Source organism: Microcoleus sp. B7-D4 (genome assembly GCF_036705125.1).
In the GTDB taxonomy this organism is placed as follows: domain Bacteria; phylum Cyanobacteriota; class Cyanobacteriia; order Cyanobacteriales; family Microcoleaceae; genus Microcoleus.
In genome coordinates this window covers 41,041-66,754 of sequence record NZ_JAUBTT010000042.1, presented here as the reverse complement: position 1 = coordinate 66,754, position 25,714 = coordinate 41,041, and the positions used below count along the sequence as shown (strand labels likewise).

The following is a 25,714-nucleotide window of genomic DNA, read 5'->3' as shown; positions in this document are numbered from 1 at the left end:
GGAACAGGCTTTTCGGCCTGTTCCACAAGAAAATTCACTCTTTGTGGAACAGGCCGAAAAGCCTGTTAAGCGAGAATAGTGCAAGATGTGAGGTTAACCGGATTTGAGATGAGGGCGATCGCCCGCCCGCCACTCCTAAAATTAACTTTTAGGGTCGATTCTCTCTTTGTACAAGCCGACAATCCGATCGATAACTTCAGCAACAGTCAGATTGTCTGTTTGAATTTCCACAGCATCGGCCGCTTTACGCAAAGGTGCAACCTCGCGGGTGCTGTCTTTTTCGTCTCGCAGGGCGATGTCTTGTTCCAATTGGGCCAAGCTAATATTAGCCCGATCGCTATCTTTAAGTTCTAACAGCCGCCGGCGCGATCGCTCTTGTACCGAAGCCGTCAAAAAAATCTTAAGTTCCGCATCGGGAAACACGTTAGTGCCGATATCGCGGCCTTCTGCTATAATTCCGCCTTTTGTGCCGCAGCGCCGCTGTTCCTCCACCAGAAACTGCCGCACGGCGGGAATCGCCGCCATTTCCGAGACGCGGGATGTCACTTCCAAACTGCGAATTGCCTCGGTTACGTCTTCGCCGTTAATCTTCAACATCTTTGATGCGGGATCGAGGTTGTATTCCAAATAACTGGAACTGATTAATTCGGCGATCGCGCATTCGTCGGAAATCGGCGTGTCTGTTTTCAATGCCAGCCAAGTCAGCGCCCGATACATCGCGCCGGTATCCAGATAAAACAAGTTCAAAGCTGTTGCTGCAAGGCGAGTGACGGTAGATTTGCCTGCTCCCGCCGGGCCGTCGATCGCCACAATGGGCCGGCGATTCCTGAGAATTATATTGTCAATCAAGCGAGTAGAGCCAACTCTGGCGGCCACGGCTAAAAGTCCCGCTGTTTCCACAACCTGCAAGGGCGTCAAAGTGTGGGGATCGACGATTTCGGCGTATTCGAGCTTGACTGCGGGTTCTTCTGCGACTGCTGCGTGGGCTGCTGCGAGTGCGGCTGCTGCGGTGCGATCCCCTGAAGCAAAAGTTTTCGAGGCTTGTTGCAGCGCGCGGTAGAGTACGGAGGCTTGCTGTTTTTGCTCTACTGTTAAATACTGATTGCGAGAACTCATTGCCAGTCCCGACTCTTCGCGGACGATCGGACAAGCGACAATCTCTACAGGCAAGTTAAAATCCAAGACCAGCTTCCGAATAATTGCTAGCTGCTGGGCGTCTTTTTGACCGAAATAAGCTTTTGTCGGCTGCACCAAACTCAAAAGTTTAGTAACTATTGCCGCGACGCCCTGAAAATGACCGGGCCTTGCTTTGCCGCACAAAACCGATGTCATCGCCGGTGGCGGCACTACTTGGGTTAAGGATGAAAGGTGAATCTCTATCTGTTTTTGGGCGGTTTGCTCTGTTTCTGTACGCTCGACGGCTTGGTTGCCGAACATTTCGGTTGCTGAGGGAGCAAATATGGCATCAACGCCAGCTTGTTCGCACAACAGCCGGTCTTGCTCGATATTCCGAGGATAATCTTGAAAATCTTCTGTGGGGCCAAATTGCAGCGGGTTGACAAAAATGCTGACCAGGGCGATCGCATTTTCTTGCCTTGCCCGCTGGATCAAGCTCAGATGCCCTGCGTGCAAAGCTCCCATCGTCGGCACCAAACCGACTGTCAAATGAGGTGCAGCAGACTTTTGTAAATTTAAGTAGCAGCGAAGTGCTGCAATGGTAGTAAACAGGCGCACCGGTAGAATCTCCTGAAGGCATTCGGCAGAATGCAGAGTTTATTTGTCAGAATTTGTTCGAGTTGACATCTTGCACCATCTTCAAGAACAGGCTTTCCGGCCTGTTCCACAAAGAATAGTGCAAGATGTCAGTTTTATCTCACATCTTGCACCATTCTCAATTAGTTGTTTAGGAACAGGCTTTTCGGCCTGTTCCACAAGAAAACTCATTCTTTGTGGAACGGGCCGGAGAGCCCGTTCTTGACAATGGTGCAAGATGTCAGTTTTATTCTACTTTCTGCTTTCTACACTTCGGATAACTTTTGTATTCTGCCTGAGAGTAGCCTTCAGCGTCCAACAGTTGTTTGCTGCTGCGGTTCGATCACTTCGATTTCCACTCTGGCAACGCCACTGCTGATCATTCCTAGCACGCTGGCGGCGCCGGCGGACAAGTCAATGAGCCGATCGCCCACATAGGGGCCGCGGTCATTAATGCGGACGACCACAGTGCGGCCGTTGTCGAGATTTCTCACCATGACTCTCGTTCCAAAAGGCAAATTTGGGTGGGCTGCGGTCATATCATTTTGGTTGAAACGCTCGCCGCTGGCGCTGAGGTTGCCGTTAAATCCTGGGCCGTACCAGGAAGCCCAGCCGCTGAGGCGCACTTGAACTGGGCCCATAGACAGCACGGGGGGTTCTGGTTGGGGTTTGCCTGCGACTTCTTCCAGGGGTGGGGCGTTGCCCAGAAGTCGCCGGAGGCGATTGGTTGCTTGCAGGGCGTCTCGGCTAAAGTTGCTGGTGGTGTCGGGGAGGATGGTTTCGGCGTTGATGTTTACCAACTCCTCGCCGTTTGCCTGGATAATGTAGCGATCGCCTTTTTCCCACTTAACGGTAATGCTGTTGGGATCGATGTTGTTGCGGGCTAGCTGATTGAGTCTTGCTGCTAAGCTTGATGCCCGCCAAATTGGATCGGGTTCTTGGTTGCTAGAGTTGCTGGCAATGTTTCCGACTTTGGGATTTTCTCTGGCGCCCGCTACTTTTGACGGACTGCTAGCACCGGCTTGGCTGTTGCCAGTTTCTCCCAAAGGCGTGTTTGTTTCCGGACTGGCGTTGAGAAAGGTGATGACTGGAATGTTTCGCACGTAGACTGTCGCTGCTTGTCGCCCGCCTAAGTTGTGGGGCTGAATTTTGGCGATCGAGTCTCGGGCAATTTCAGCTCTTGCTTGATACTGATACTGTCCGACTTTTTGCGCTTCGACCCGAGTAGCGTTTAACTGCCGGGACGGTTGGGTGGCAATTACTTGCTCGGAAACCTGAGAGTTTTGGTTGTCGGCACCTGTTGCTTGTGCGTGACAAGAGGATGCCGTTCCTACCACAGGAACTAACAGGACAGCGAGTAGACCACCAACAAATTTTTCCTTCATACGTCCATTTTTGTGAATAGCCATTGCCAACCGAGATTGGAGGATTGGCCATTTGGCGGCGGGCGTCAAGGATTTCTCTCTTGCCCTTCGCCATTCCCCCGTGAGTCAAAGCAAAGTATCCGGGTGCGTTTTTGCTTTAATGCTTCAGCCCCAAAAAAATTTGGCTGAAACTTCCCTGACACTTGACAACTCATACTCGATCCGCAATTTGTGTGTTGTTCACGAACTGCAACAGACTACCACAAACTTTTGCGGTTGGGGATCGCTGCGATCGCGCTTTTCACCAAATCTTCATCAAATTTTCTCAAAACCCTCTATCATAAAACCCTTTAGTTCCAGTGCTTACAGCCGTTTCAGTCTTTACGGAAAAATTTACAAAAATTTACAAAAATTTAGTGTATTTTGTGGGCTGCCGAATGGCTAGTCTTAAAAAAGCTGTTTGTCAACTGTTATGGGAATAAACTAAAAATTAGAAGAAATCGATTTGGCGGACTTATGGATTATCGAGAAGCAGGTGTGGATGTTGAGGCGGGCAGAGCTTTTGTCTCGCGCATCGGGAGTATGGTCAAGAGCACGCACCGATCGGGAGTTTTGGGCGGATTCGGCGGGTTTAGCGGTTTTTTCAGCGTCCCGGAGGGTTTAAAAGAGCCGGTGATGGTTTCGGGTACTGACGGCGTTGGGACTAAGTTGAAATTGGCCCACAATCTCGATCGGCACGACACGGTAGGTATCGACTTGGTGGCGATGTGCGTCAACGACGTGCTGACATCCGGGGCCGAACCCCTCTTTTTTCTCGATTATTTAGCGACGGGAAAGTTAAATCCCGAACAATTAGCTGCGGTGGTGGCCGGCATTGCTGACGGTTGCAAGCAAGCGGGCTGTGCTTTGCTCGGAGGGGAAACGGCAGAAATGCCCGGTTTTTACCAAGCGGGTGAGTACGATTTGGCGGGGTTTTGCGTGGGTATTGTCGAAAAGAGCAAATTGTTGGACGGTTCGCGGGTGCAGGTGGGAGATGTGGCTGTGGGGCTGGCTAGTTCGGGCGTGCACAGCAACGGTTTTAGTTTGGTGAGAAAAATTGCGGGCGATCGGGGTTTTGACTGGCATTCCCAACCCGAAAAGTTAGGTGGCAAAACTTTAGGAGAAGTGCTGCTAACTCCGACTAAAATTTATGTTAAACCAGTCCTCGAAGCCATTAAAAGCGGTCTAGAAATTCACGGCATGGCTCACATTACGGGCGGCGGTTTGCCGGAAAATTTGCCCCGCTGTTTGGGAGTTAATCAATCTGTCAGAATTGACAGCAATAGTTGGCCAAGTTTGCCAATTTTCCAGTGGATTGCTGAAGCGGGCCAAGTTGCTACAGCAGATATGTTCAATACTTTTAATATGGGGATTGGGTTTGTGCTGTTGCTTGATTCCAGGGAAGTAGAACAGGCTGTTAAATGGTTTGAGTCTCAGGGAATTGGTGCTTGGGCGATCGGGGAAGTGATTGAGGGGAAAGGAGAATTGATCGTGGATAATTAGTAAGAAGCAATCGCAGGGGCTGAAGATTGCTTCGCTTTGTTTTATGCGTTAACAGACCATCTCAATCTGCCTTCATCTGTGTATATCTGCGGTTAAATTTATAATTTTGAAAGTAACCGCAGAGGACGCAGAGGACACAGAGGATGAAAGAGAAAAAGGAATTCACAACTGATGACTCGTTGCTACAATTTTACCTAAAAGTGAAATAAGCTATTGTGCCTTTAAATACGATATAATTCCAAATTATTTCCGTAAATTAGTGTAAAGATTTCCGCCGAATGTTTAAATTAATTGAATATCTATACTATTTATTACATCGACTCTGAAAGGAAGGATTGTTAATTGTTGAAGTGAGAAAATATCAAAAATCAAGGTAATGTTTGTATCACAGTTTAAATAAAAAACAGCTTATTAGGCTTGTACGTGACTCAAAATTTCCAAAAACTCCTGCACCACTAGATCCGGTTGTTCGCTGCATCGGGTAGGATCGTAATGTTTGACAAGACTGATGCCAGAATCTATGAAAAGCTGGCACTTTTCATCTTCTGTTGTGTTTGGATGGGATGATTCGCTGTCAATTTTCAGTATCCCTAGCTTGTTTTCGTGGAAGATCAGAAAGTCAGCTTGTTGGTTTTGTCTGCCTGCGGGTGTTGCGAGTCGGAGTTGGGAGTTGGGGATGAAGAGAGTGGAAGTGCGATCGAGTATTTCGGCAATTTTCACTTGTGCGTCGGAGTGAAGGCGAAAACCATTCCAGTTAATTTCGTCTTCAGAGTCAGATAATTCAGTTTCACTATCAGCATTGATTGTTTTATCTAAATCGGTTTGAACATAATCAGCTTCATTTAAATTTGCGAATAATCTAGCTCCACTTAAGTTTGCTCCGCTCAGATTTGCACCGCTGAGGTTAACTTCTATTGTCAGATTTCGCTGTAAATTCACTTGATTTTTTCGTATTTTTCTGTTTATTTTGGGTTCAGGTCGTACTCACTTTTTTCACTTGTGTGGGAGCTTATGCGATCGCCCTCTAGCCCACGTCAAGGTGGTGAAGAAGAACCTCAAAACCTCGAAATTTCGTTCCGGGCGAGCGGGAATAACAAGATTTATTACCGATCGCAATACAGCTAGGATGACGTAAATACGTCGTTAGGGCAGCCCCTGAAGAGGAGCGCACTCAGCTAGCGGGCTGGCGATCTCATCATATTGGAAAACTGTCCGGAGTATTGTCAATGGCAATAGCATTAAGTGGTAGTCCCAAGGATTTCATTTATGGAGGGAGCAGGTTAATGCTTAAATTGTTGCAAAAAATAATGATGGGTGTAAATAATACATCACAAAATACTGACAGACTGATCGGGAAGGCTACAATAGAAATCACCAAAAACACAGTTCAATTTGATTCTGATGTCTATCAGTTTCGTAACGTCACCGGCTTTGGCGTATGCCCTGTTCCGACAGTAAAAGTGCCATCATCATGGATTTGGCTTTCGTTTATCTTTGGAATTTTGATAAACACGAATTTTCCTCAGAATAGTGACAATAGAACCGGAGGAATGTTGATGATAGGATTCGCAATTCTCTCATTGGTATTTAATAAATTATGGCCTCCTAAATATGGTCTTAAATTATACTTGAATTCTGGTTCTCCATTACCAATATTTATCACCAGGGATGTTCCAGGGTTAAAAAATGTAGTTTCAATTTTATATAATTTCATGGAAAGCCATGAAGAAGGTCGTTATGTAGTCTATTCAACCGATCGATCTATCAAAATAGAAGGAAGTGTTGGAGGTAATTTCATAGGAGGTGATTCTAGGGGAGATGTATCAAATAAGAGATGAGGGTGATGCTCTGTTGAACGACATTTAAATTTACAGTCAAAATCAAGCGTCAATTAAACTAGGAGAAAATCATGGAAGAACAATCTAAAAATTATGTTGGAGGCAGTGTTGGAGGCAACTTCATAGGAGGTAATTCTACGGGAAATGTATCAAACATTATCAACCAGTTACCTTCATCCTCTGAAGCCGATAAACCCGGAATCAAAGAGTTACTGCTCCAACTCCAAGACGCAATCGAAGCAGATCCAAATTTAAGTGATGATGACAGGAATGATGCTTTAGAGCAAGTAAAAGATTTAGCTGAAGCTGCTCAGAATCCTAATGATGGGGGAATGAAGGAGAAAGCCAAAAAGGCAGATAGGATGCTCGAACGAATTATGAAAGGTGTACCAAAAGCGACAGAACTACTAGAATTCTGTAACAATCTACTGCCATTGATTACTAAATTCTTTGGGTTTTAGTAAACTATCGCCTTTCAGCGAACAGCCTAATAATTACGATCGCCCTCTCTCACCCCAGCATTCTCTGACAGAGGGCGATCGAGCTTTTTGAAGTGCGCTCCCACGTCCTTGATCACATAAACAGTTCTTTGTCAACATAAACATATTTCCTCAAAACAGTCAGCGGCATCATCTCCCCGCTGCCAAGTAAATCAATTGAAAGCCCATCTCTAATCAATATGTTAAACAATTCCTCGTCGTCTTTTATCAAACTAGCATCTAACTCAATAACTTGACCTTCTTCCCTCATTACCTCCAACAAATCAGAAGTAGATACCTGAAATATTTCCTGATTATTACACCGCGTAGTGAAGCAATTTCCATAACGGCCCGTAGCTTCACTATCAGATATTTCCCATTGCTTTAAGAGATAATTTTGGTCAAAACACTCAACTATTTTTGCAACTCTCAGTTCCAGTTTTTGTTCTGCTTTGCAGCAAAGAGTCACAGCCCATTTTTGACCGATATTATAAGTAATAGCCGACTTTTAAGATTTCATAATGCTTCCGGGATTCAAGTAGAATCTACTCGCTTAATTCGATCCTTATATCCTGTCCTGTCGATCTCTCGCGATATCTCGGCCGGGGCGGGTTTTTGAGATGGTTAATTATTGGCAGGTATTGTTGGTGAACCCGCCCCTACAAGAACTAGGGTAAATTGGTCGAACATAATATTACTTAATCAAATTGTTCGAGGGCGATCACTCCTCCGACTCAGATTCAAAATCCACACGATCGTAAATATCTCCCAACCGCATCTCAAACTCCACACAACTCAATCTCAACACCCCATCAGCACCATCATACTCAGACAAAACCCACTTATTATCATCCGTCTTCACAAACTGTTCAACGTGCATCTCGTATTGATCTATCAAAACATACTCCCTCAAACTAGGAATCGTGCGAAAAAGTTTAAACTTGCCACCTCTGTCATAATCCGCCGTCGATTCCGATAAAACCTCAGCCACCATCACCGCATTAGTAATCGTATCTTTCCTACCCTCCGCAAACTCCAACTTACCCGCCACCAACATCACATCAGGATAAGTATAAACCCGCTTCGACGGTATCCACAAACGCAAATCGTTTATAAATACTCGGTATGGTTGTCCTTTGGTGGCAAAATTTAATGTTCCATAAAAATTGCCAGCGATTTGATTGTGATTCGGTGTTCCGCCTGTCATAGGAATTATCTTGCCATCCTGATATTCGCTTCTAAATTTTGCCCCCTCTTCCAGCATTAAATACTCTTCGGGAGAGTAATAAATCTGTACTTTTTCCTCAACTTTGTCCTCAGCTAATTCTTCGCGGATTTCTGTCAATGCCGTCATAGTAAATCCTCATTTGCTCCTACTCACAATTATAGCCGCATCATCCACAAATCGAAACTACTGCTCACAAGCCCCAATCTTTCGTCTCAATTAGATTCCCCTCAAACTCAAAACCCCGGTTCAAACCATCAAAATACTTCTCAATATTAGGCTTAATCCACAGCGCTGCTTCCCCGTGTCCCAACTCCACAGATCGATCGACTACCTCATACCAAATTGTCAAATCAACTCCCGCCGCTTGCACCGCCTTCAAACAATCCCAAACAAAATTTGGCACCGATACCGGCGACACCGCATACCTCAACAATTCCTCAGCACCTTCTGGCAAAATAATCAGATTGCTGGCAACTACGATCGTACCTATATCTTCTTCCCTTTCCCCCTGCCAATTCACTTCGCCATTTAAAACATAACCCCAAGGTTTCAGAAAATTGTCGATCAGATACTGCAACCATTCGACATAATCATAAAACTTTTCCGCGCCGCTCCACTGAATCCCCCCGCCGTCAGCAGTAGGAATCCACTTACACCACAATCCGGGCTGAGTCTTCGGCGGGCGGTTGTAATTAACAACAGAAACTTCGGAGTCTTCATCCCATTTTTCATTCACAAAATAGCAGCCCTCTTCGCCCACAGGTAAACCCACCGCTGTTCTCGCCGGATCGGGAATACTTTGCAAAATCGCCGAATTTCGCTTCATCCGTCGAGTTCGAGAAAACTCTAATAAGTAAATAGCTTCGCTGTCTAATAACCGTTTGTTTAAATGAAATATTCCGTCAAATGTTGTAGTGTATCCCATGATTTCTACCTATTATAAATGTATGCTTTTTTTGTTTTAAAGACAGTTTATTGTTTGTGGAACGGGCTTCTAGCCCGTTGCTAATCTTGGCACAAAATGTAAGTTTAATCTCGTATGTTCAAATATTATAAAGAACGGGCTCTCCGGCCCGTTCCACAAGAATATTGATTTTTTTGGGTAACGGATTGCAACCCTATTTAGTCTTGTCCAAACTCCGCGACTCCAACCAAATAGGAATTGCAATCCAAGCAACTGCTAACAGCAAAGCAAATACCGCAAATTGAGCAGCCCAAGCTACCAATTTCTCTAAAGACACAACTTGTCCCAAGAAGTAGGATAAACTCACCATTACAGATGCCCAGCTTGCAGCACCCAGAACATTGAACAGCGAAAATTTCCAAAAAGGCATTTCGGCAATACCCGCTAGGGGGCTGGCAAAAATTCGCAGCAGTGCGATGAAACGACCCAAAAATACGGCTTTAGCTGCATTTTTGCTAAACTGTTCTTTTAAGTCAAACAGTTGTTCTTCTCGAAAGCGGAAAAATTGTCCCAGCTTCAGCAGGAGTGGCCAGCCGCCGTACCTGCCGATCGCATAACCCAAATTTCCCCCCACAGTCGCACCCGCGATCGCACTGCCGAGCACAAACCAGTAATTCAGTTCCCCACTGCCAGCTAAAAACCCGCCAGCAATCGTAATAGTCTCGCCTGGAAGAGGAACTCCCAGATTTTCCAGCAAAATTCCCAGAAATACTGCCCAGTAGCCGTAATCGCGCGCAAACTGCTGAATAGTCTCTAACGATAAAAACTCAAAAGACATTCGATACTGCCTTCGTAAACTTTTGCAAAGCTCAATACATTTATATATTGGCTCGATTCAGCCAATAGTGCAATCTTTCGCTGTGATGAAAAACACACTGTTGTCGCGATCGCTGGCCCCACTAAAAATTAGGCTTTCAGGCATACTAGAGGAATAGAGAATTGTTGCGGTTGCGTTCCGCGCGATCGCCAGCCAGTTTCCTACTAAATTTATCACGACGGCTCTCCCCACGGATTCCCACAAGGGCGAGCGGGCATCCTAAAACATACGCGGAAATCCCCTGAGTCTCTCAAGAGAGTCAGCAACTAAACTAACTTATTCATACTTTACGATCGTAGGATAACTGCTATGGAATTTCCCAACTTCAACCAACCCATCGTCCTTCAACCTCACAACTGCCTCGACTCCCAAGCCGGCAGCCTCCTCCAGCAACAGCTAGCCGAGATTGTGCCCGATCGCCACAAACTCTGGGTAATAGACATGGCCGCCGTAGATTTCATCGACAGTTCCGGGCTGTGTGCCTTAGTCGGCGGACTCAACGCCGCCCGCCACCGGGGATGCCGCCTCGTCATCTGCAACCTCTCAGCAACAGTCAGGCTAATATTTGAAATTACTCAACTCGACCAACTCTTTGAAATCTTCGACAGTTTCGAGCAAGTTATCTCCACTGAAACTCCGGCTTTAGTTGCCTGATTAAAATTAGCTGCCCAGTTCAAATCTCAAGTTTCCAATAGACTTCAAGCAACCGCAGAGCTAATTTCAATATCATAAATAGGTTGATTTGTCAAGCAATACCAATGACAAACAAATAAATCCGGCACTTGAACGCCGACAGAAGCGATCGCAGGTGCAGCCGGAAAAGGCCAAAGTCGATCGAAACAAATCCTTTCCCCTACAAACCCGAACTGCATCAAATAAGTCGCTGGCGGCGCATTTAAAAGATTCAGCAAGCGGTAAGCCAACTCATACAACTGCTGTCGCCAAACATCCGACAAATGCACCGGTTGAGAGTAACTCAACTCGCCAGACTGCTTAGAAGGTTCCCCACCAATCACCTCAGCATAGAGTGGGCCCTTTGCCGTCAACACCACAGGCAGCCAAAAATTGCCACCGCCGACGGGAAAAAGCAACTCCTGGGACACTCGATCGCGCGCCGCCGAAACATTGCTACAAAATCGAAACACATCTTGAGCAGGAAAAACCAGAGTTTCGGGTACATCCAGCGTCAAAGGACAAAAGATCGCCCCACCCGGAGCGATCGCGCCAGAATGGAGTTCAGAAACCCCACAGATATTGACTTCAGTTAAAGGATCAGATTGAGCGATCGCCGCCTTGAGACTTGCGGCCGGATCTTTCTCACCACCCGCGACAATCAAAACCTTAGACATTGCCAAAGCTCGGCATTTGAATTCCCCGATCGTCCTCAGCATCGACGCTCGGCAGATCCAAGCCCTTAGCCTTGCGGCTCCGCACCGCGAGACGGTAAGTTACGCTTTGCAACTCAGTGTGCAACTGGCGGTTTTCCTTTTGCAATTGCTCCAACTTTTCCTTAATCGGATCGAGCCGCTCGGCAAACTTCTGGCGGTAAACCCCCGGCAATTCCTGAACCACCTGTTCTAGCATCCGAGAGCGATCCGTCAATTCTTGCACCGACTGTCGCAGTTGGTAAACCTCAGCATCCCGCTCTGCGATTTGTTCCTGATAAAAACTCACCTGTTCTTCAACAGCTTGGAGTTGTTCCCGCATTGCCTGCATTTGAGCTTGGTGGCGATCGGAAACTTCCGGCGCCGGCACAAAATTAGAATTGCCCTTCACCAGCCTGAAAAGTTCTTGAGACAACTGCTGCACCAATTGGTCGCGCATTTGCAGCTCTTCGGTGAGACGAGATACCTCTGATTGCAGTTCTTTTGAGCTTACAAGTTTAGTTTGATTCATAAAAATGCTCCTCGGTAAGTGGGAAAATCAGAGGCTTGAGCCCTGAGAGGTAAACGACACGGGCGGTTTCAATATATTCGACGGAGTTTATCCTGAGCGAAGCCGAAGGGCGAGCGTGACCACAGGCTTGAATCCGCTTTCCCCTCCGGCGAGGGGTAGAGGGGTATAATTACCCCTCTGTGGAGATATGGTTATCTCCGGCTCCCTTTCGGGGTAATGTTCGCTTCGCCAATGTTATAAGAGCTTGTTAAGCTTGCAGCACTGCCTCAGTGACCTTAAGGCTGTTTAACTACAAGCGACAGATCGGAAAACTAGCGTCGCATTCAAGGAGTGTCATGACCCAAATAACGTAGACCTCTAAAGTCTTAGGCTGGTCAGTACAGCTTGCTCAATCAGTCGCGACCAAGCTCAGTCCCTTTAGGGCTGGGTTACTGACAATGACTCTCAGCTTTTACGATTGAATATAGTATATATCTGCTCTTTAGGATATCTTTCCATTAGCACAGAGGCAAGAGGCACTTGGCAATTTTTGAGCTGGTTGCGAGAGTTTGATGCTCGATCTTTACCACAACCCAGGCGATGGATCAACCGTTCGAGAGATCAACGCTCAACTCCAATCTCATTAATCACAGCCGAAAGCACTTTGCCAGCTTCGTCCACGGTGCTGCCAAAACAGATAATGCCGTCCTCGTGACCGGCCATGGCCAGAATTTTGCGATCGGCCAAATTCTCCTCCTCAAAAAGTCTAAACATTTCTAAGGCCATCTGGGGAGTGCCGTAAGGTATTTCTTTTCTAGTAGTAGGAATCTTAAACAGCAGTTGCTGCCATAGCTTAGGATTGTGGACGTGAATAATCCCGCCCACCTCCTCTCTCTGAAGGTACAGGGCCCCGTGAGTCAGGGACTCCGACGAAGCTTGTACGGGGCCCCGGCAGCCGAGGAAATTTTGTTCTAAGTTAAATTCGGTAACAGTACAGTAAAATTCTGGTCCCAGAGTTTTCAAGTGTGCAGTCTGGGTTCCCGAAATCACGAATTGGCCTGAATTGCCGAGTCTGACGCTGACGTTGCCAAACCCTATGCCATTTTCGTAGACGCCAATTAATCCCCAAGCGTGGAGCCGATCGCGCCAGTCCATCAAATCTGCTATGTTCCGGGCAGCTACAGGGTCTGCTTCTTCCCAGTCACAGCGGTACTTAACGACTCCTTCATCCATTTTTTTGTTTGATCAGACACGACTCTGACACGACAGACATGGCCCAAGCTGAGACTTAATCGAAGTTATCAAGAAGTTGTCAAACAGCTTTTTTTGCCTGCTGCCTTATGTCTCGGTGCATAAGTGCCTTAACTAATCTACATTCCAGTGTCGCCGTAATTAGCGACCGACATTAGCAAAAAGTAAGCTAGGAAAGAAGAACCAATTATTTCCAAAATCATGATTTAGCCTCTCGGTTATTACAAAAGTTCAATGTGAAAATGTACCCTTTCAGTCGGGGAGTTTGATTCTAGGCTTTTGCCCGATCGAGTTTCTGATGTGAAACTACATAACATCCCTGAATCGCTTATTGTTCTATACTACAGCATTTCTACTGAGTTTACTTCTAACTTAAGAAATATTTAAGGATAAAGTACCCTTAATCCGGTAAGTCCGGTAAAAAGCAACCGTAGATTTACTTATTTTTTATAATTGTACATATATTTAAGCAAAAAGCAAGCGGAACACAAAAATTTTTTTTTAGCCAGTCTGGGACGAACTGGCACAATCTTCGGCTGCTCTACGTTAGTCAACACCTATGTCTATCGAGCAATTTTTAGCTCCGGGGCATCCTACAACCTTAGAAACCGGGTTGAGCGTAATATCATGTCGGGTAAAATCACCGCAACGCCAGCTCGCGTCGGCGGGTTCACCAAAATCTGTAGTATTAGTATAAGTTATAGATCCCCTAAACCCGCGCCTACCTAGAGGGGGATAGTCGATCGACCGAACCTGATATAAGTCCTATTAAGAAAAAAACAAGCCGATCGAGCAGTGAGGGCCCGATCGGCTAAATTTTTCTGTGAAGCGCGATCGCCCCAGCCCTTTAAATGTGGAAGTGATACAAGATGCTGCCGTCGTCTTTAATTTCGCAATTGGCATTAAAGACTTCAGCTTGTTGGTTCAAAAAACGCTGAGCCACATCCGGCGACAGCCGCGTCTCCATCGCAAACCGCACCAGAGTGATTTCGCCCCGGCCTTCTTTGATCAGTCGGTACAAAGCACTTTGGAGCCTTTCGCTCTCTTCTCGTTGAAAAGCTGCTTTGTACCTCCAATCCGCCACCGAAGGAATCAAACCGCGGCTGACCAAAATCGCCAACAGCAAGCCAATTCCCAAAATCAGAGGCACTGTCGGATCGCTCGTGGGCGTCGCCACAATTTGTGGCACTGTAGCAGCGGCCAAACTGCTAACCATTTCTTTTTCCGACGCTTGCGTATCCGCCATTGCAAGCTGAGTTTTGTTGTAAAAGTCTTGCTGAAGCTTCATTTGCTGCAACAGGCGAGCGCGCTCTCTTTCGTATTGGTCGAGTTTTTGCTGAGCTTGTTTCAGGTCTTGAGTGACTTGTGCCAAGCGTTGGTTGAGCGACTGATTGACTGATTGCCACCGATATCGGTTAATCAGGCGGCTTTTTTCAACCATGCCCTTCATCAACATATCCGCCGTTTGGATTGCTTGCTGCTGATCGAGCGAGCGATACCCAACCACAATTTCTAGGGGTTGTTCCGCCTTAGAAATCTTGACACTAGCATTTTGTCGAACTTGCTGGGGCGAGAGCTTAACTGCATCTGCCACTGCTTTGACAACATTATCTGCTAGGAGAACCTCCGGGGTGAGTTGCTCTCCCTGCTTGAGAATTGTCGTGCCCGTGGTCGAAAATTTGACGGGCGGATTATTAGAAGTGAGAGTGCCTTGAGCCATGAATCCGGGGGGCGGGGCGAGGCGGTAGGCCAGGGCGCCTGAAATACCCATAATTACAGCAAAACTGCCTAGGGCAATCCATCTGTATTGATTTGCTGAAGATCTAAAACGTAAATTTCCCATTTTGATAGTCAAGTCATAACATTCGCTTGCCGCAGCTACTGCCAAACGCCAGAGCGATCGTTTCTTTCTGGTTAGTCCAATTGACTGCTGAAAATTTTCTCAGTTTGTACCTAAAAGCTATTAGCTTTTGAGAGTTGTCAATATTCATGAGCCCAAAAAACCGATCGCGCTTTTATTTGATCCGAGCTATAACTTCAGTTTTTGTCCTTAATAATTAATCTGTAACAAGGCTTCTGGAAGTCTACTGGCCTCAGACTAGCACTCAGGCGTGCGAGAGCCTCGCCTCCCCGTGTTTGTTGACATTCAAAACTGTCTCCTTTTCACCCTTGGCAATCCTCCAATTATCTTACGTCTTGGCGTCTTGCGGACGCGGTTGAAGAATAAAAAAAACCTTAAATACTGTGCCTAAAAACTTAACAAGCAAGAATTATACCATGCAGTTAAGAGTTTGCTGCATATTAAAAAAAATTGTGGATCGGGCCGCGAGACCAGATCCACATATTCACATAACAATTATGGTTCGATCGGTTGATGGTTCGATCGAGCTCACAAGGGCAAATGTTCAGAAGCCGATCGGCAAAATAAGACCCTCGCGGGCCATGACAGCCTTCGGAAAAGCGATTTGCACGTCTTCGGCGATGCGATCGAGAAAATCGTCTGTATGAGCCGGATCGTGGTGAAAAATCACCACTCGTTTCACGCGGGCCTCCTTAGCCATTCTCACCGCTTCCTGCCAAGTCGAGTGTCCCCAACCCACCTTCGGAGACTTGGGGTTGTGATATTCCTCGTCTGTGTACATCGCATCATAAATCAGCACATCAGCGTCGAGGGCTAAATTGTAGACATTCTCATCTAGCCGATCGGGAAAATGTTCAGTATCCGAACAGTAAACAACAGATCGTCCCTGCCAAGTCACCCGATATCCCATAGCAGTATTGGGGTGATTCAGAGAACCCGTCCTAATCTCAATATCGTCCAGCATCATCGTCTGGTTGTGATTGAGTTCGTAGAAATTCAAATCTGCCTGCAAACCCATCAGCGGTATCGGCGAATTCGAGTGGAGCACCCGTTCGACGAAGTGCCTTTTCATGCAATCTCCATCCGGCGGAGTCGCCCCGTAAATATCAAAGCTATTGCCGCGGATAAAAGCTGGGGCGAACAGCGGGAACCCTTGAATGTGATCCCAGTGATAGTGAGTAAAAAACATATAAGCTTGCACAGGCATTTCTTGCACCAACTGGTCTCCCAGCATCCGCAAGCCTGTTCCGCCGTCAAAAATCAAGCGTTTGCCAGCGACGCGCATTTCCAAACAAGAAGTATTGCCGCCGTAGCGAACAGTTTCCTGTCCGGGTGTCGGAACACTGCCCCGCACGCCCCAAAACTGTACTACAAAATCATCTATACCTTTTATTGATTCGGAGGGTTGAGGGCAATCAACGGGAGTTGCCGCTACTGAGGACAAGCTGATTTCCATTTTAAAATTCAGGCTTTAAGGTTCCACATTGTCCGTGATGGCGCAGCAGATGATCGCACAACACTAAAGCTACCATCGCTTCCACCATTGGCACAGCTCTTGGCAAAACACAAGGGTCATGCCGTCCCTTGGCAGCCAGCAGCGTTTCTTCGCCTTCTCGGGTAACTGTGCGCTGCTGCTGGCGAATTGTCGCAGTCGGCTTGAATGCCGCCCGCAAAATGATATTTTCGCCGTTAGCAATGCCACCCTGAATTCCGCCAGAGCGATTCGTCACTGTACGAATTACACCCTTATCATCAGTATAGTATTCATCATTATGTTCGCTGCCCTTGAGCAGAGTCCCGGCAAACCCCGAACCAATTTCAAAGCCTTTGCTGGCGGGCAAGGACATGATGGCTTTGGCCAAGTCGGCTTCGAGTTTGTCGAATACGGGCATTCCCAGCCCTTTGGGTACGTTGCGGGCGACGCATTCGACTACACCGCCGATCGAATCTCCACTGTCGCGAACTTTTTCGATCAGTTCAATCATCCTTTCGGCACATTCGGCATCTGGACAGCGGACGATATTGCTTTCTACTTGTTCTAAGGTAACAGTGTCCGGGTCGGCTACACATTCTAAGTCAAAAATGCGTTTGACGTAGCCGACTATTTCGACTCCTGCTGCTTGTTTGAGAATTTTTTTAGCGATCGCCCCTGCTGCTACTCTACCTATAGTTTCCCTCGCCGAACTTCTGCCTCCGCCTTCCCAGTTACGAATTCCGTATTTTGCGTCGTAGGTAGCATCAGCGTGAGAAGGGCGGTAGGTTGTCGCCATTTCTGCGTAGTCTTGGGGGCGAGTATTTTGATTGCGGACTAAAATTGCGATCGGCGTTCCCAGAGTTTTGCCTTCAAACACCCCCGACAGAATTTCGCAGGTATCTGCTTCTTTGCGGGGCGTAGTAATTTTGCTTTGGCCAGGGCGGCGGCGATCGAGTTCGGCTTGAATTTCCGATGCGTCGATCGACACCAGGGGCGGGCAACCGTCAATTACTACTCCGACACCGCCGCCGTGAGATTCCCCAAATGTCGATATCCGAAATAAATGCCCAAAGGTATTGCCCATTATGCTTTGCCCTGAAACTTGATAATTTTTAGCTTAAATGGAATAGAGATTTACTGTATTTATGAAAAATATACCATTGACGAGTAGGCGACCGGCGATCGCCCCACAGCATCACTCCCTTCCCACCCCTAGAAGAATATCTACCAGGGAGAGAGGGAGAGACAGAGAATAGGAGATATCTGGAAACACACTTAAATTCATCCGTGTATCCGTGTCCGAATCCGTGTTGTGCCTTCCTTCTTCTTTAGTCTTCGTGTTCTTCAAAAGGATCTCTCAATTCCTTAGCGGGAGGGCCGAAAGCCGTGTAGATCGAGAAACCGGTGATAGCCACCAGACACACGCCCAGTGAAATGCCAAGAACTGCTGCAGGTTCCATATTTTTGATCGATTATGAGTGCTCCACTCTATAATATTACAAAAAATAACAATCCGTCTGAAAGTCTCGTGATTTTAGGCGCTGTACGGTATGGCAGCCAACCCCCACTCCCCGTTTTCCGAGTCCCCCGGCAGCATTTCTGAGAAATTGCGATCGCAATTAGCGGTAGAAATATGTCAAACTTTTCTGTAGAGATTCATTGCAGGTGACTTATGGCACAACGGACTTGGTTAGGAGATATACTCAAACCCCTTAACTCGGAATACGGCAAGGTAGCCCCCGGCTGGGGAACCACGCTATTGATGAGCGTGTTCATTGGACTGTTTTTCGTGTTCTTGTTGATTATTTTGCAAATCTACAACTCTTCACTGATTCTGGAGAGTGTGGATATGGATTGGTCGAGTCTCGGCCGCTAAAAATTGATCGCAAAACAGTAAGGCTAAAAGTAAAAGCTGAGGGTTGAGGAGAAAGGGCAAAAGCTAAGTTTTCCCGTTTTTCCTTACCCTTTCCGATTACTTTTGCCATAAATAAACAAGAAGTAACTAAACAAATTGCAGGAGAAAAACCATGAATATTTTTGGCATTGGTTTGCCGGAAATGGCAGTTATTTTTACGATCGCCCTATTGGTGTTTGGTCCGAAAAAATTACCTGAAATCGGCCGGAGTATGGGGAAGGCAATTCGGGGCTTTCAAGACGCTTCGCGGGATTTTGAGTCGGAATTCACGCGGGAAGCTAAGCAGTTAGAAGAAGCAGTAGCAACTAGCCGCAAACCGGAAACTGAAAAACTCACGGCGGCTACTCCCAAGGAAGATAGCACAGACATTTAAATGAACAACACTCAGAAGTCGGAAACACCAGCGGAGTTAGTGATTCCCCAGCTAATAGTTGGCTTGGGAAATCCCGAACCTAAATACGATCGCACCCGACACAACATAGGCTTTAATGCTGTCGATGCCTTGGCTAAATCTTGGCAGATTTCGCTGTCGGAAAATCGCAAATTTCAAGGCATATTTGGCGAGGGAAACCGGCCGCGGGGACAGAAAATCCGTTTGCTGAAACCGCTTACTTACATGAATCTGTCGGGTCAAGCGATTCGGGCGGCGACGGATTGGTACAAAATACCTGCGGAATCGGTATTAATAGTATACGATGATATGGATTTGCCGATCGGGAAATTGAGAATGCGGCTTGCCGGTTCTGCCGGCGGACACAACGGCATGAAATCGACAATTTCTCATTTGGGCACAGACAAATTTCCCCGCTTGCGGATTGGCATCGGCAAACCTCAAAACGATGCTGCTAAAAATGAGAAAGATACGATTTCCTTCGTTTTAGGAAAATTTTCCTCAGAGGAAAGTCAGTTAGTAGAGAAAGTGCTTAAACTGGTTGTAGAAGCTGTGGAACTAAGCCTGCACCAAGGAGTAGAAAAAGCCATGAGCCTTTACAATAGTCGCACAATTGCAGAAACAAACGCGGAAACAAAAAGGTGAGTTCGAGACGTTTGCCTGAAACAACTGCATATGTCCGGGTTACTGGTCAATCTTGGCAAAAAGGCACGATTGAGGGTGAAGTGACTGCCGGCAATTTTGAGTGGCAGTTTCAGTGGCGTTTCACGTCAGAAAAAACACTGATACTTGAGCCTTCTCAGGGTAGGGCATTGATTCAGGAACCGCTGCACCGTTTTCTGGAAAAATGGGATTATCAATTAGAACCAGGTGGCGATTATTCGTTTACGGTTCGGGCTGAGTTTTAAAATCTTGGTAATGGGAAATGGGGAAAAGGCAATGGGGAATAAAAACTTCCTCTAGTAAAATATCCCGATGCCAGTCATTCTTTAATTAATTATGGGGAATTGCTGTAATGGGAAATTGCGAAACGGTAATCGGGAAGGCAAACTTTCTCTAGTAGTATCTCCCGATTCCAGTAATTCTTTAATTAAAGCAGGTGGCGTCCCTTCTCGGTAAGGCCCGCAATAATACATTGTCAAAACAGCTTTGTAAGCCCAGTGATTGGAAGGTACATCGGTAAAAGGATTTGGCAGGGTTTCAGCCCGATTCTGCACGCAAGCATTGAGAATTTGTTCTCGCATTGACTGCACTTGACCTAAAGAATTATTGGGCTTTATTGGTGCAGGATTTTGCGCCTGTGCGGGAGATGAACAACAGGCACTAACTAGCAGTATAATTGTGGAAACGATTCTGAGTTTAAGCATCTAATTTCCTCTTGTGCGACAATATATCCTAACTTCCACTGCATTCCCTGAAAACTATGCTGGGTCGTACCCTCCGCAATCATTATCAAATTATCAAATTCTTGGGGAAAGGCGGTTTTGGGCACACGTACCTAGCCAAAGATTTAGACTTACCCGGACATCCCCAGTGCGTTGTCAAACATCTTAAACCGCAAAACGCTGACCCTGACCTTTTGCTGATTGCCAGACGCTTATTCGACGCAGAAGCACAAACTCTGTATAAATTGGGTAAGCTACACGACCAAATCCCCAAGCTTTCCGCCCACTTCGAGGAAAATGGGGAATTTTATTTGGTGCAAGATTTTATCGCCGGACACGACCTTACGAAAGAACTGATTCCAGGTAAAAAATTAAGCGAATCATATACTATTAAATTATTGCACGATATCTTAGAAGTTTTAGCAATTGTTCATCAGCAAAAGGTGATTCATCGCGATCTTAAACCTGATAATTTAATGCGTCGCCAAGATGGTAAAATTATCTTGATTGATTTCGGGGCTGTCAAGGAAATTAGCGCAATGGTTGTTAATGCTCAAGGGCAAACTAGCTTAACTATTGCAATTGGTACTGCTGGTTATATGCCGAGCGAACAAGCGAAGGGCAAACCTAAACTGTGTAGCGATATTTATGCAGTGGGGATGATTGGGATTCAAGCATTGACTGGTCAACATCCTCATACCTTAGCAGAAGATCCGCAGACGGGAGAAGTTATTTGGCGAAATCGGGCGCAAGTTAGTAATAATTTAGCAAATGTGTTAGATAAAATGGTGCGCGACAATTTCAGTCAGCGTTATCAAAATGCAGAGGAAGCATTGCAAGCAATTTTATCTTTGTCGCGGTCTTTCCCGCCACCACCGCCACCACCACCGCCACCGACACGAACGGTGTATCAAAGTTTGGGGAACAAATCGCCTCAACCTGTAAAAGTATTGTCAAATTCCCTAAAAACAGTTCAATTTGAAACGGTGACAGTGAATTCAAAGGGGCAAATCATCAAGCGCAGCCAAAGTCAAGCACAGGTTTTTACAGAAACTATCGCCAATGGCGTTACTTTAGAAATGGTTTCTATCCCCAAAGGCAAATTCAAAATGGGTGCACCTGCAAGTGAAGCAGAAAGCGATGACTATGAAAGACCTCAACATCAGGTGACAATCAAACCGTTTCTGATGGGGAAATACCCGATTAATCAAGCACAGTGGGCAGCAGTAGCTAAATTGCCCAAAATTCAGTATTACCTTAAACCCGACCCTTCTCACTTCAAGGGTAAAAACCTGCCTGTAGAAAACGTTTCTTGGAATGATGCTGTTGAATTTTGTGTGAGATTGTCTCAGAAGACGGGTAGAAGCTATCGCCTTCCTAGTGAGGCGGAATGGGAATATGCTTGTCGGGCTGGGACAACTACTCCATTTCATTTTGGGGACACAGTTACCCCGGATTTAGTTAATTATCGTGGCAATAATTCCTACGGTTCTGCACCGAAGGGAATCTATCGTGAAACAACAACTGCTGTGGGTAGTTTTCCACCCAATAGCTTTGGACTTTATGATATGCACGGGAATGTCTGGGAATGGTGTCAAGATATTTACCACGATAATTATAACGGTGCGCCGAATGATGGAAGTGCCTGGGAAAGTGGTGGAGATAGTAATTACCCGGTGCTGCGTGGTGGCTCCTGGCTCAACTATGCGGTCAATTGCCGTAGTGCCAATCGTGGCTACAACTCGTCGGATCTCAGGTGGAGGAGCTGGGGTTTTCGCGTAGCGGTTGCTTCGGTTTCTTCGTCGTCCTAGTTTTCCCCGCGAGGACTCTTCTTTGCTATTTTGCCCTTTTGCTCTTTACTCTTTTTTCTTTTTCACTTTTTTGGTGACCTCTGGTGACTCGATTTTTTTTTGCACTCGTGGATGCACTCCCGACAAAGAAACCGGGTTTTTTACTTAATCTGTGGAGTACAGCGAAGGATATCCTCAAAAAACCCGGTTTCTGGGCACCTGTGCGTAAGTTCTGTTTGGGAAAATCACTGTCATTGTGTCAATGCTTTCTGTATAGACAAGTCTGCTGAAATAGTCTGGTTTATTTACGGAGGAGTTGGTGCTGATTTAGGATGGGTTCCAGCGTAGTAAACTATTTTTTTTTCAGATTCACCGCCGAACAGATTATAATTAGAAATATTGATTTTTCTCACGAATAGTCGCATAGGAGATTTACAAAATGAATAACCTATTAGCAGAAACTTTTGCCACCGTCTCTCAACTACCCGAAGCAGAACAAAATGCCATAGCATCCTTAATCTTACAAAAGATATCAGCACCCAGAGTCGCGCCTTTCCTCATTTCCCAATCAGACATTGAAACCCTAGAAAAATTATACATTTTCCGAGACAAAACAGAAGTTATTGAATTTATTAACAAATATCCGTTTTTACTTCCCGTTGTGCTAGAAGCACCCGTTCAGATTAGCAATTATTTTCCCGAACAAAAACTATTACTTCAAGTCATCAATGACCCCGAAATCCCTAACTATGTTCATCTGGTTCTCTCAATCATCTTGACAGACCTCGATCCCGATGAAGCAATGGATAGAGAAGACGAATTGCGTAAAAATTGGTCTAGGGAATTATCCCATGAAATTCGGGAGCATTTTTATACGATTTTGGAATATACTGATGAGTTTTGATTGGTCGCAATACCTAAATTTAGCAAAAGAACTTGCTGGTCAAGCAACTATTCCTGCTGAACAGGAGGCGCGATTGAGGGATGCTATCAGTCGTTCCTATTATGCTGCTTTTATCTTAGCGCGGAACTATTTGCGAGATAAACAAGGTCATTCCCTGCCAAAAACTAGCGATATTCACCGCTATGTTTGGCAAGAATTTGATATTAATCCTGACTCAAGATATCAATTAATCGCCGATAATTTAGCAGTGTTGCGCCGATATCGAAATCAAGCAGACTATGACGATAATTTTCCCTTATTATCTGCGATTGCTACTATTGCGCTCAAGCGTTCTCAAGAAATAATTTATAACCTAAATAATCTCTAAATATCAATTTAATCTGATAATGCTTTTTTGCTGGAGTCGGGTTTGTTGCTGGATAAGCCGGTGGAGTCATGGATCAAAATTTGGTGGATAAATCGGCTCAAACTCCAACGCTAAAAGTTGAAATAGCCTGGTTTATTTACGGAGGAGTTGGTGCTGATTTAGGATGGGTTCCCGCGTAATAAACAAGCACCTTGCGTTTGTGTTCATCCGGTACATAAAATACTCTGTCTGAACTTGTTACTTCATATTCCCACGCACCTTGATAAAGTTTGCCTTTTAACGGAAAAACTCTCCTCGGTTTTCTCACCATCGGGCTAGTACATAAATCTTGATAGCAGCGACGAGCATTTTCAGGGACACGTAACAATAAAGCTTCCCAATCCCGGTTAACCCGTCGGTTTTTTGCTACTACTAACCAGGGCGATTCAGGCAATTGCGCGATAATTTCGGCTGCATTTTCTTGAGTAGATAGGGATGTTCGGGGTGCTGTAAGTGCTTCTTCAGGCGGGATTACCAACTCGGAAAGCACGGGTACAGGTGCGGAAAGTTCTTCAGAGGAAACCCCGCTTTCTGAATCGTCTGGAGTGGGTGGAGTGTGCGTCATACCTGAGTCGATTCAGTAGTGCTTTCTATTTGAGGTGGTGTCAGCAAAACTTCGTCAATTTCATCGCTGAAAGCTGCTGCGAGTTCCGGGCTAGAAATTGCTTTAGCGCTTTCATGCCATTCATGAATTACAATCTCAATCTGATTCCACGCGCCCGATTCCGACTCAGCAAGTCGGTAAGCTTTTTCTAATTCAGCAATCAATTCGCTGAGTTCATCTGAGTCAAATGCTGTCAGCCAGTGATAGGGATTTTCTGAACTAATCGCTTCTCCCAATCGCAGCCGGTAAGCAGCGGCAGTCACTTCAAATACAGTCAAAGAAAGCGTCGCAGCTTTGACCCACAACGTCATCTCTTCCCGGCGCAGTAAAGCAAAATGCTGGTCGTTGCGAGTGATAGTGACAGGGTGCTCCATCGCCAAATCTAGAACTCGATTCGGTTGCTGGTTCAATTCTGTTGCGGTAATTAATTCATCGCCGTAAACAAAGCGCGAAGATTCACTTAGCATGGTTTTTGCGTCTGTATGAGTTCAGTATAACACAATTAACATCAATAATAAATGATTTGGGTTAGCGATAGCAAGGCTGATGCACTTAAAGAGCTATTCTGATAAGTTAAGGTTAGTGGCAAGTAAGGCAATGTACTTAATGCACCCAGTTGCGGAGCGATTTCAGTAAACGTAAATCTGACTTTATCAACCATAATTTACTGCTTTTTAATCTGATCAAGCCTTTGCTAAAACAGCAGCAGATTCAAAATAGTTGTAGGAGTTTGTGCTAGATAGTTTGCTTTAATTTTCTAGGAAAATTATGTGTGATTATTGGAGTAATTTCGATTGGATAAAATGCAGTAGTAAAAGTTTGTCAGCGTGAGGCAAATGCTTCAGGTGTGGTAGAAGTTCAGCAAGCTGCATAAAAATTTCCCAAGGTTGGTTGTAGAGTAGAGGAATCGGCGGTTGAAACCGCGTCTAGACAAACGATGTCCCTCTCTAAGAGACTAAAGAATAAAGGCTAAAAATTTGGGAAGAAGGACTAAAGTCCTGACTGCGAACCTTTTGAACGTTCGGACATCTGCCGCATTCCCACAGCCAATACGCTCAAAAACAACAGCCCGATCGCCCCAGCTAGCGGATTGCCGTTAACTCCTGTCACCCAGTCGGGAACAGATGCCGAATATCGCACTAACTGCCCGATGTTAATCATGTAATATCCCCAGACTAAACCTGCATGAAGCCCGATCGACAAACCGAGGCGATTTTGGCGCGATCGTTTTCCCCAAACCAGAATCAAACCCAGCAACAACAACCCCGGAAACTGCGGCCAACTCTCCAGCATTGCCGCGACAGGTTTGATAAAATGAGATAGGGCAAACACCAGGCTATTCACCCACAGAGATATTTTATAATTGTAATCCCGCTGCAACTCGTCCAGCAACCAACCACGGAATACCAACTCCTCCGCAAAACCGACTCCAAGGGCGCTTAACAGCCCTTCTGCGATGATTCTCGGCAAATTATCAGAATTTTGCCACGCGACTAAGCCGAACAGCCCTTGCACCGCAAATAAGCTGAAAGTGAGCAAAAGTCCGATCGCCAATCCGATTAAAAGCTCAAAACCGTTTTTTCGCGTATTGATTAAACCGTAACTTTTGAGTAATTGGGTTTGTCCGTAAACCTTTTTTCCCCAGATCCGCACCAAAAAGAGAAACTCTGTAAACAACAGCGCCATAGTGAGAATAGTTGCAAGGTTGCTATCTTTAACTAACAAGTAAATTGGTGCTGCTAGGGGCAACCAGATTGCTAGCAAAATTAATATAAAAATTATCACACGTAAAAGAAATGGATAACTGGCTATTATTTGGAGGCGGTTAATCATTGTTGTAAATGAGTTGAAATTGGGTAAATCGGCTTATTGGT

The 25,714-nt window shown here is 45.9% G+C and carries 30 protein-coding genes; 11 read left to right on the top strand and 19 right to left on the bottom strand.

The features are described 5' to 3' along the window. Positions 1–141 precede the first annotated feature (141 nt). Positions 142–1,734, bottom strand: coding sequence for a bifunctional pantoate--beta-alanine ligase/(d)CMP kinase (locus QUB12_RS18125; protein ID WP_333141893.1), 1,593 nt, complete (start codon positions 1,732–1,734; stop codon positions 142–144). Between the two features lie 326 nt (positions 1,735–2,060). Next, positions 2,061–3,137, bottom strand: coding sequence for a septal ring lytic transglycosylase RlpA family protein (locus tag QUB12_RS18120; RefSeq protein ID WP_333300556.1), 1,077 nt, complete (start codon positions 3,135–3,137; stop codon positions 2,061–2,063). Positions 3,138–3,632: 495 nt separating this feature from the next. Between QUB12_RS18120 and purM the strand changes: the two genes are divergently transcribed. Further along, positions 3,633–4,658 (top strand): phosphoribosylformylglycinamidine cyclo-ligase, encoded by a 1,026-nt coding sequence (gene purM / locus QUB12_RS18115; RefSeq protein ID WP_333141895.1) that lies wholly within the window; start codon positions 3,633–3,635, stop codon positions 4,656–4,658. 411 nt (positions 4,659–5,069) lie between these two features. Here purM and QUB12_RS18110 read toward each other — a convergent pair whose 3' ends face one another. Next, a complete protein-coding gene (locus QUB12_RS18110) occupies positions 5,070–5,597 on the bottom strand; it encodes a pentapeptide repeat-containing protein (RefSeq protein WP_333141896.1) in 528 nt (175 codons plus the stop codon). A 287-nt stretch (positions 5,598–5,884) separates the two neighbouring features. On the opposite strand from QUB12_RS18110, the gene QUB12_RS18105 reads away from it, so the two are divergent. Then, on the top strand, positions 5,885–6,496 hold the full coding sequence (locus tag QUB12_RS18105; RefSeq protein ID WP_333141897.1) for a hypothetical protein: 612 nt from the start codon (positions 5,885–5,887) through the stop codon (positions 6,494–6,496). A 71-nt stretch (positions 6,497–6,567) separates the two neighbouring features. Further along, positions 6,568–6,957: a hypothetical protein gene (locus QUB12_RS18100; RefSeq protein ID WP_333141898.1), complete on the top strand. Its 390-nt coding sequence runs from the start codon at positions 6,568–6,570 to the stop codon at positions 6,955–6,957. Between the two features lie 112 nt (positions 6,958–7,069). Here the strand turns inward: QUB12_RS18100 and QUB12_RS18095 are convergent, their stop codons facing one another. The 5 genes from QUB12_RS18095 to QUB12_RS18075 form a co-directional block, all read right to left on the bottom strand. Further along, positions 7,070–7,444, bottom strand: a complete 375-nt coding sequence (locus QUB12_RS18095; RefSeq protein ID WP_333141899.1) for a hypothetical protein — start codon at positions 7,442–7,444, stop codon at positions 7,070–7,072. A 252-nt stretch (positions 7,445–7,696) separates the two neighbouring features. Continuing rightward, positions 7,697–8,329, bottom strand: a complete 633-nt coding sequence (locus tag QUB12_RS18090; RefSeq protein WP_333141900.1) for a Uma2 family endonuclease — start codon at positions 8,327–8,329, stop codon at positions 7,697–7,699. Positions 8,330–8,393: 64 nt separating this feature from the next. Continuing rightward, positions 8,394–9,128 (bottom strand): hypothetical protein, encoded by a 735-nt coding sequence (locus QUB12_RS18085; RefSeq protein WP_333141901.1) that lies wholly within the window; start codon positions 9,126–9,128, stop codon positions 8,394–8,396. A 193-nt stretch (positions 9,129–9,321) separates the two neighbouring features. Beyond that, positions 9,322–9,945 carry a DedA family protein gene (locus tag QUB12_RS18080; RefSeq protein WP_333104443.1) on the bottom strand — a complete coding sequence of 208 codons (624 nt, stop codon included), beginning with the start codon at positions 9,943–9,945 and terminating at the stop codon, positions 9,322–9,324. A 57-nt stretch (positions 9,946–10,002) separates the two neighbouring features. After that, positions 10,003–10,161: a hypothetical protein gene (locus QUB12_RS18075; RefSeq protein WP_333141902.1), complete on the bottom strand. Its 159-nt coding sequence runs from the start codon at positions 10,159–10,161 to the stop codon at positions 10,003–10,005. A 132-nt stretch (positions 10,162–10,293) separates the two neighbouring features. Here QUB12_RS18075 and QUB12_RS18070 point away from each other — a divergent pair, with 132 nt between their 5' ends. Next, positions 10,294–10,638 carry an STAS domain-containing protein gene (locus QUB12_RS18070; protein WP_333141903.1) on the top strand — a complete coding sequence of 115 codons (345 nt, stop codon included), beginning with the start codon at positions 10,294–10,296 and terminating at the stop codon, positions 10,636–10,638. A 44-nt stretch (positions 10,639–10,682) separates the two neighbouring features. On the opposite strand, the gene QUB12_RS18065 is transcribed toward QUB12_RS18070, so the two are convergent. From QUB12_RS18065 to psbN, 7 genes are all read right to left on the bottom strand, one after another. Next, positions 10,683–11,333, bottom strand: a complete 651-nt coding sequence (locus QUB12_RS18065) for a hypothetical protein (protein WP_333141904.1) — start codon at positions 11,331–11,333, stop codon at positions 10,683–10,685. Beyond that, a complete protein-coding gene (locus QUB12_RS18060) occupies positions 11,326–11,880 on the bottom strand; it encodes an Npun_F5560 family protein (RefSeq protein ID WP_333141905.1) in 555 nt (184 codons plus the stop codon). Before QUB12_RS18060 ends, QUB12_RS18065 begins: the two co-directional genes overlap by 8 nt. Before the next feature lie 600 nt (positions 11,881–12,480). After that, complete coding sequence (locus tag QUB12_RS18055; RefSeq protein ID WP_333307869.1) at positions 12,481–13,092, bottom strand: class II aldolase/adducin family protein; 612 nt, start codon at positions 13,090–13,092, stop codon at positions 12,481–12,483. Positions 13,093–13,957: 865 nt separating this feature from the next. After that, the gene (locus QUB12_RS18050; protein WP_333141907.1) at positions 13,958–14,881 is read right to left on the bottom strand and encodes a hypothetical protein; all 924 of its coding nucleotides are present in this window, start codon (positions 14,879–14,881) and stop codon (positions 13,958–13,960) included. A 634-nt stretch (positions 14,882–15,515) separates the two neighbouring features. Then, positions 15,516–16,427: an MBL fold metallo-hydrolase gene (locus QUB12_RS18045; protein ID WP_333141908.1), complete on the bottom strand. Its 912-nt coding sequence runs from the start codon at positions 16,425–16,427 to the stop codon at positions 15,516–15,518. Between the two features lies 1 nt (position 16,428). Next, positions 16,429–17,529 (bottom strand): chorismate synthase, encoded by a 1,101-nt coding sequence (gene aroC, locus QUB12_RS18040; RefSeq protein WP_333141909.1) that lies wholly within the window; start codon positions 17,527–17,529, stop codon positions 16,429–16,431. 244 nt (positions 17,530–17,773) lie between these two features. Then, positions 17,774–17,905 (bottom strand): photosystem II reaction center protein PsbN, encoded by a 132-nt coding sequence (gene psbN / locus QUB12_RS18035; RefSeq protein WP_190742515.1) that lies wholly within the window; start codon positions 17,903–17,905, stop codon positions 17,774–17,776. Positions 17,906–18,117: 212 nt separating this feature from the next. On the opposite strand from psbN, the gene psbH reads away from it, so the two are divergent. The 4 genes from psbH to QUB12_RS18015 all read left to right on the top strand — a co-directional run bounded on the left by psbH (position 18,118) and on the right by QUB12_RS18015 (position 19,659). Next, positions 18,118–18,321, top strand: a complete 204-nt coding sequence (gene psbH, locus QUB12_RS18030; RefSeq protein WP_015176007.1) for a photosystem II reaction center phosphoprotein PsbH — start codon at positions 18,118–18,120, stop codon at positions 18,319–18,321. 151 nt (positions 18,322–18,472) lie between these two features. Further along, entirely contained in the window at positions 18,473–18,733 is a 261-nt protein-coding gene (locus QUB12_RS18025; protein ID WP_333141910.1) for a TatA/E family twin arginine-targeting protein translocase, read from the top strand. Beyond that, the gene (gene pth, locus QUB12_RS18020; RefSeq protein WP_015176009.1) at positions 18,734–19,396 is read left to right on the top strand and encodes an aminoacyl-tRNA hydrolase; all 663 of its coding nucleotides are present in this window, start codon (positions 18,734–18,736) and stop codon (positions 19,394–19,396) included. It abuts the gene before it with no gap. Continuing rightward, complete coding sequence (locus QUB12_RS18015; protein WP_332958583.1) at positions 19,393–19,659, top strand: DUF3146 family protein; 267 nt, start codon at positions 19,393–19,395, stop codon at positions 19,657–19,659. The genes pth and QUB12_RS18015 overlap by 4 nt, the downstream gene beginning before the upstream one ends. 81 nt (positions 19,660–19,740) lie before the next feature. On the opposite strand, the gene QUB12_RS18010 is transcribed toward QUB12_RS18015, so the two are convergent. Further along, positions 19,741–20,118 carry an S-layer protein gene (locus tag QUB12_RS18010; protein WP_333141911.1) on the bottom strand — a complete coding sequence of 126 codons (378 nt, stop codon included), beginning with the start codon at positions 20,116–20,118 and terminating at the stop codon, positions 19,741–19,743. A gap of 56 nt (positions 20,119–20,174) precedes the next feature. Here QUB12_RS18010 and QUB12_RS18005 point away from each other — a divergent pair, with 56 nt between their 5' ends. From QUB12_RS18005 to QUB12_RS17995, 3 genes are all read left to right on the top strand, one after another. Beyond that, positions 20,175–21,947, top strand: a complete 1,773-nt coding sequence (locus QUB12_RS18005; RefSeq protein WP_333141912.1) for a bifunctional serine/threonine-protein kinase/formylglycine-generating enzyme family protein — start codon at positions 20,175–20,177, stop codon at positions 21,945–21,947. Positions 21,948–22,365: 418 nt separating this feature from the next. Further along, entirely contained in the window at positions 22,366–22,830 is a 465-nt protein-coding gene (locus QUB12_RS18000) for a hypothetical protein (RefSeq protein ID WP_333141913.1), read from the top strand. Next, positions 22,820–23,197, top strand: a complete 378-nt coding sequence (locus QUB12_RS17995; protein ID WP_333141914.1) for a HEPN domain-containing protein — start codon at positions 22,820–22,822, stop codon at positions 23,195–23,197. Before QUB12_RS18000 ends, QUB12_RS17995 begins: the two co-directional genes overlap by 11 nt. Before the next feature lie 136 nt (positions 23,198–23,333). Here QUB12_RS17995 and QUB12_RS17990 read toward each other — a convergent pair whose 3' ends face one another. The 3 genes from QUB12_RS17990 to QUB12_RS17980 all read right to left on the bottom strand — a co-directional run bounded on the left by QUB12_RS17990 (position 23,334) and on the right by QUB12_RS17980 (position 25,673). Continuing rightward, positions 23,334–23,801 carry a hypothetical protein gene (locus tag QUB12_RS17990; RefSeq protein ID WP_333141915.1) on the bottom strand — a complete coding sequence of 156 codons (468 nt, stop codon included), beginning with the start codon at positions 23,799–23,801 and terminating at the stop codon, positions 23,334–23,336. Then, positions 23,798–24,307, bottom strand: a complete 510-nt coding sequence (locus tag QUB12_RS17985) for a hypothetical protein (RefSeq protein WP_333141916.1) — start codon at positions 24,305–24,307, stop codon at positions 23,798–23,800. The genes QUB12_RS17990 and QUB12_RS17985 overlap by 4 nt, the downstream gene beginning before the upstream one ends. A gap of 523 nt (positions 24,308–24,830) precedes the next feature. Next, complete coding sequence (locus tag QUB12_RS17980; RefSeq protein WP_333141917.1) at positions 24,831–25,673, bottom strand: type II CAAX endopeptidase family protein; 843 nt, start codon at positions 25,671–25,673, stop codon at positions 24,831–24,833. Between the last annotated feature and the right edge of the window lie 41 nt (positions 25,674–25,714).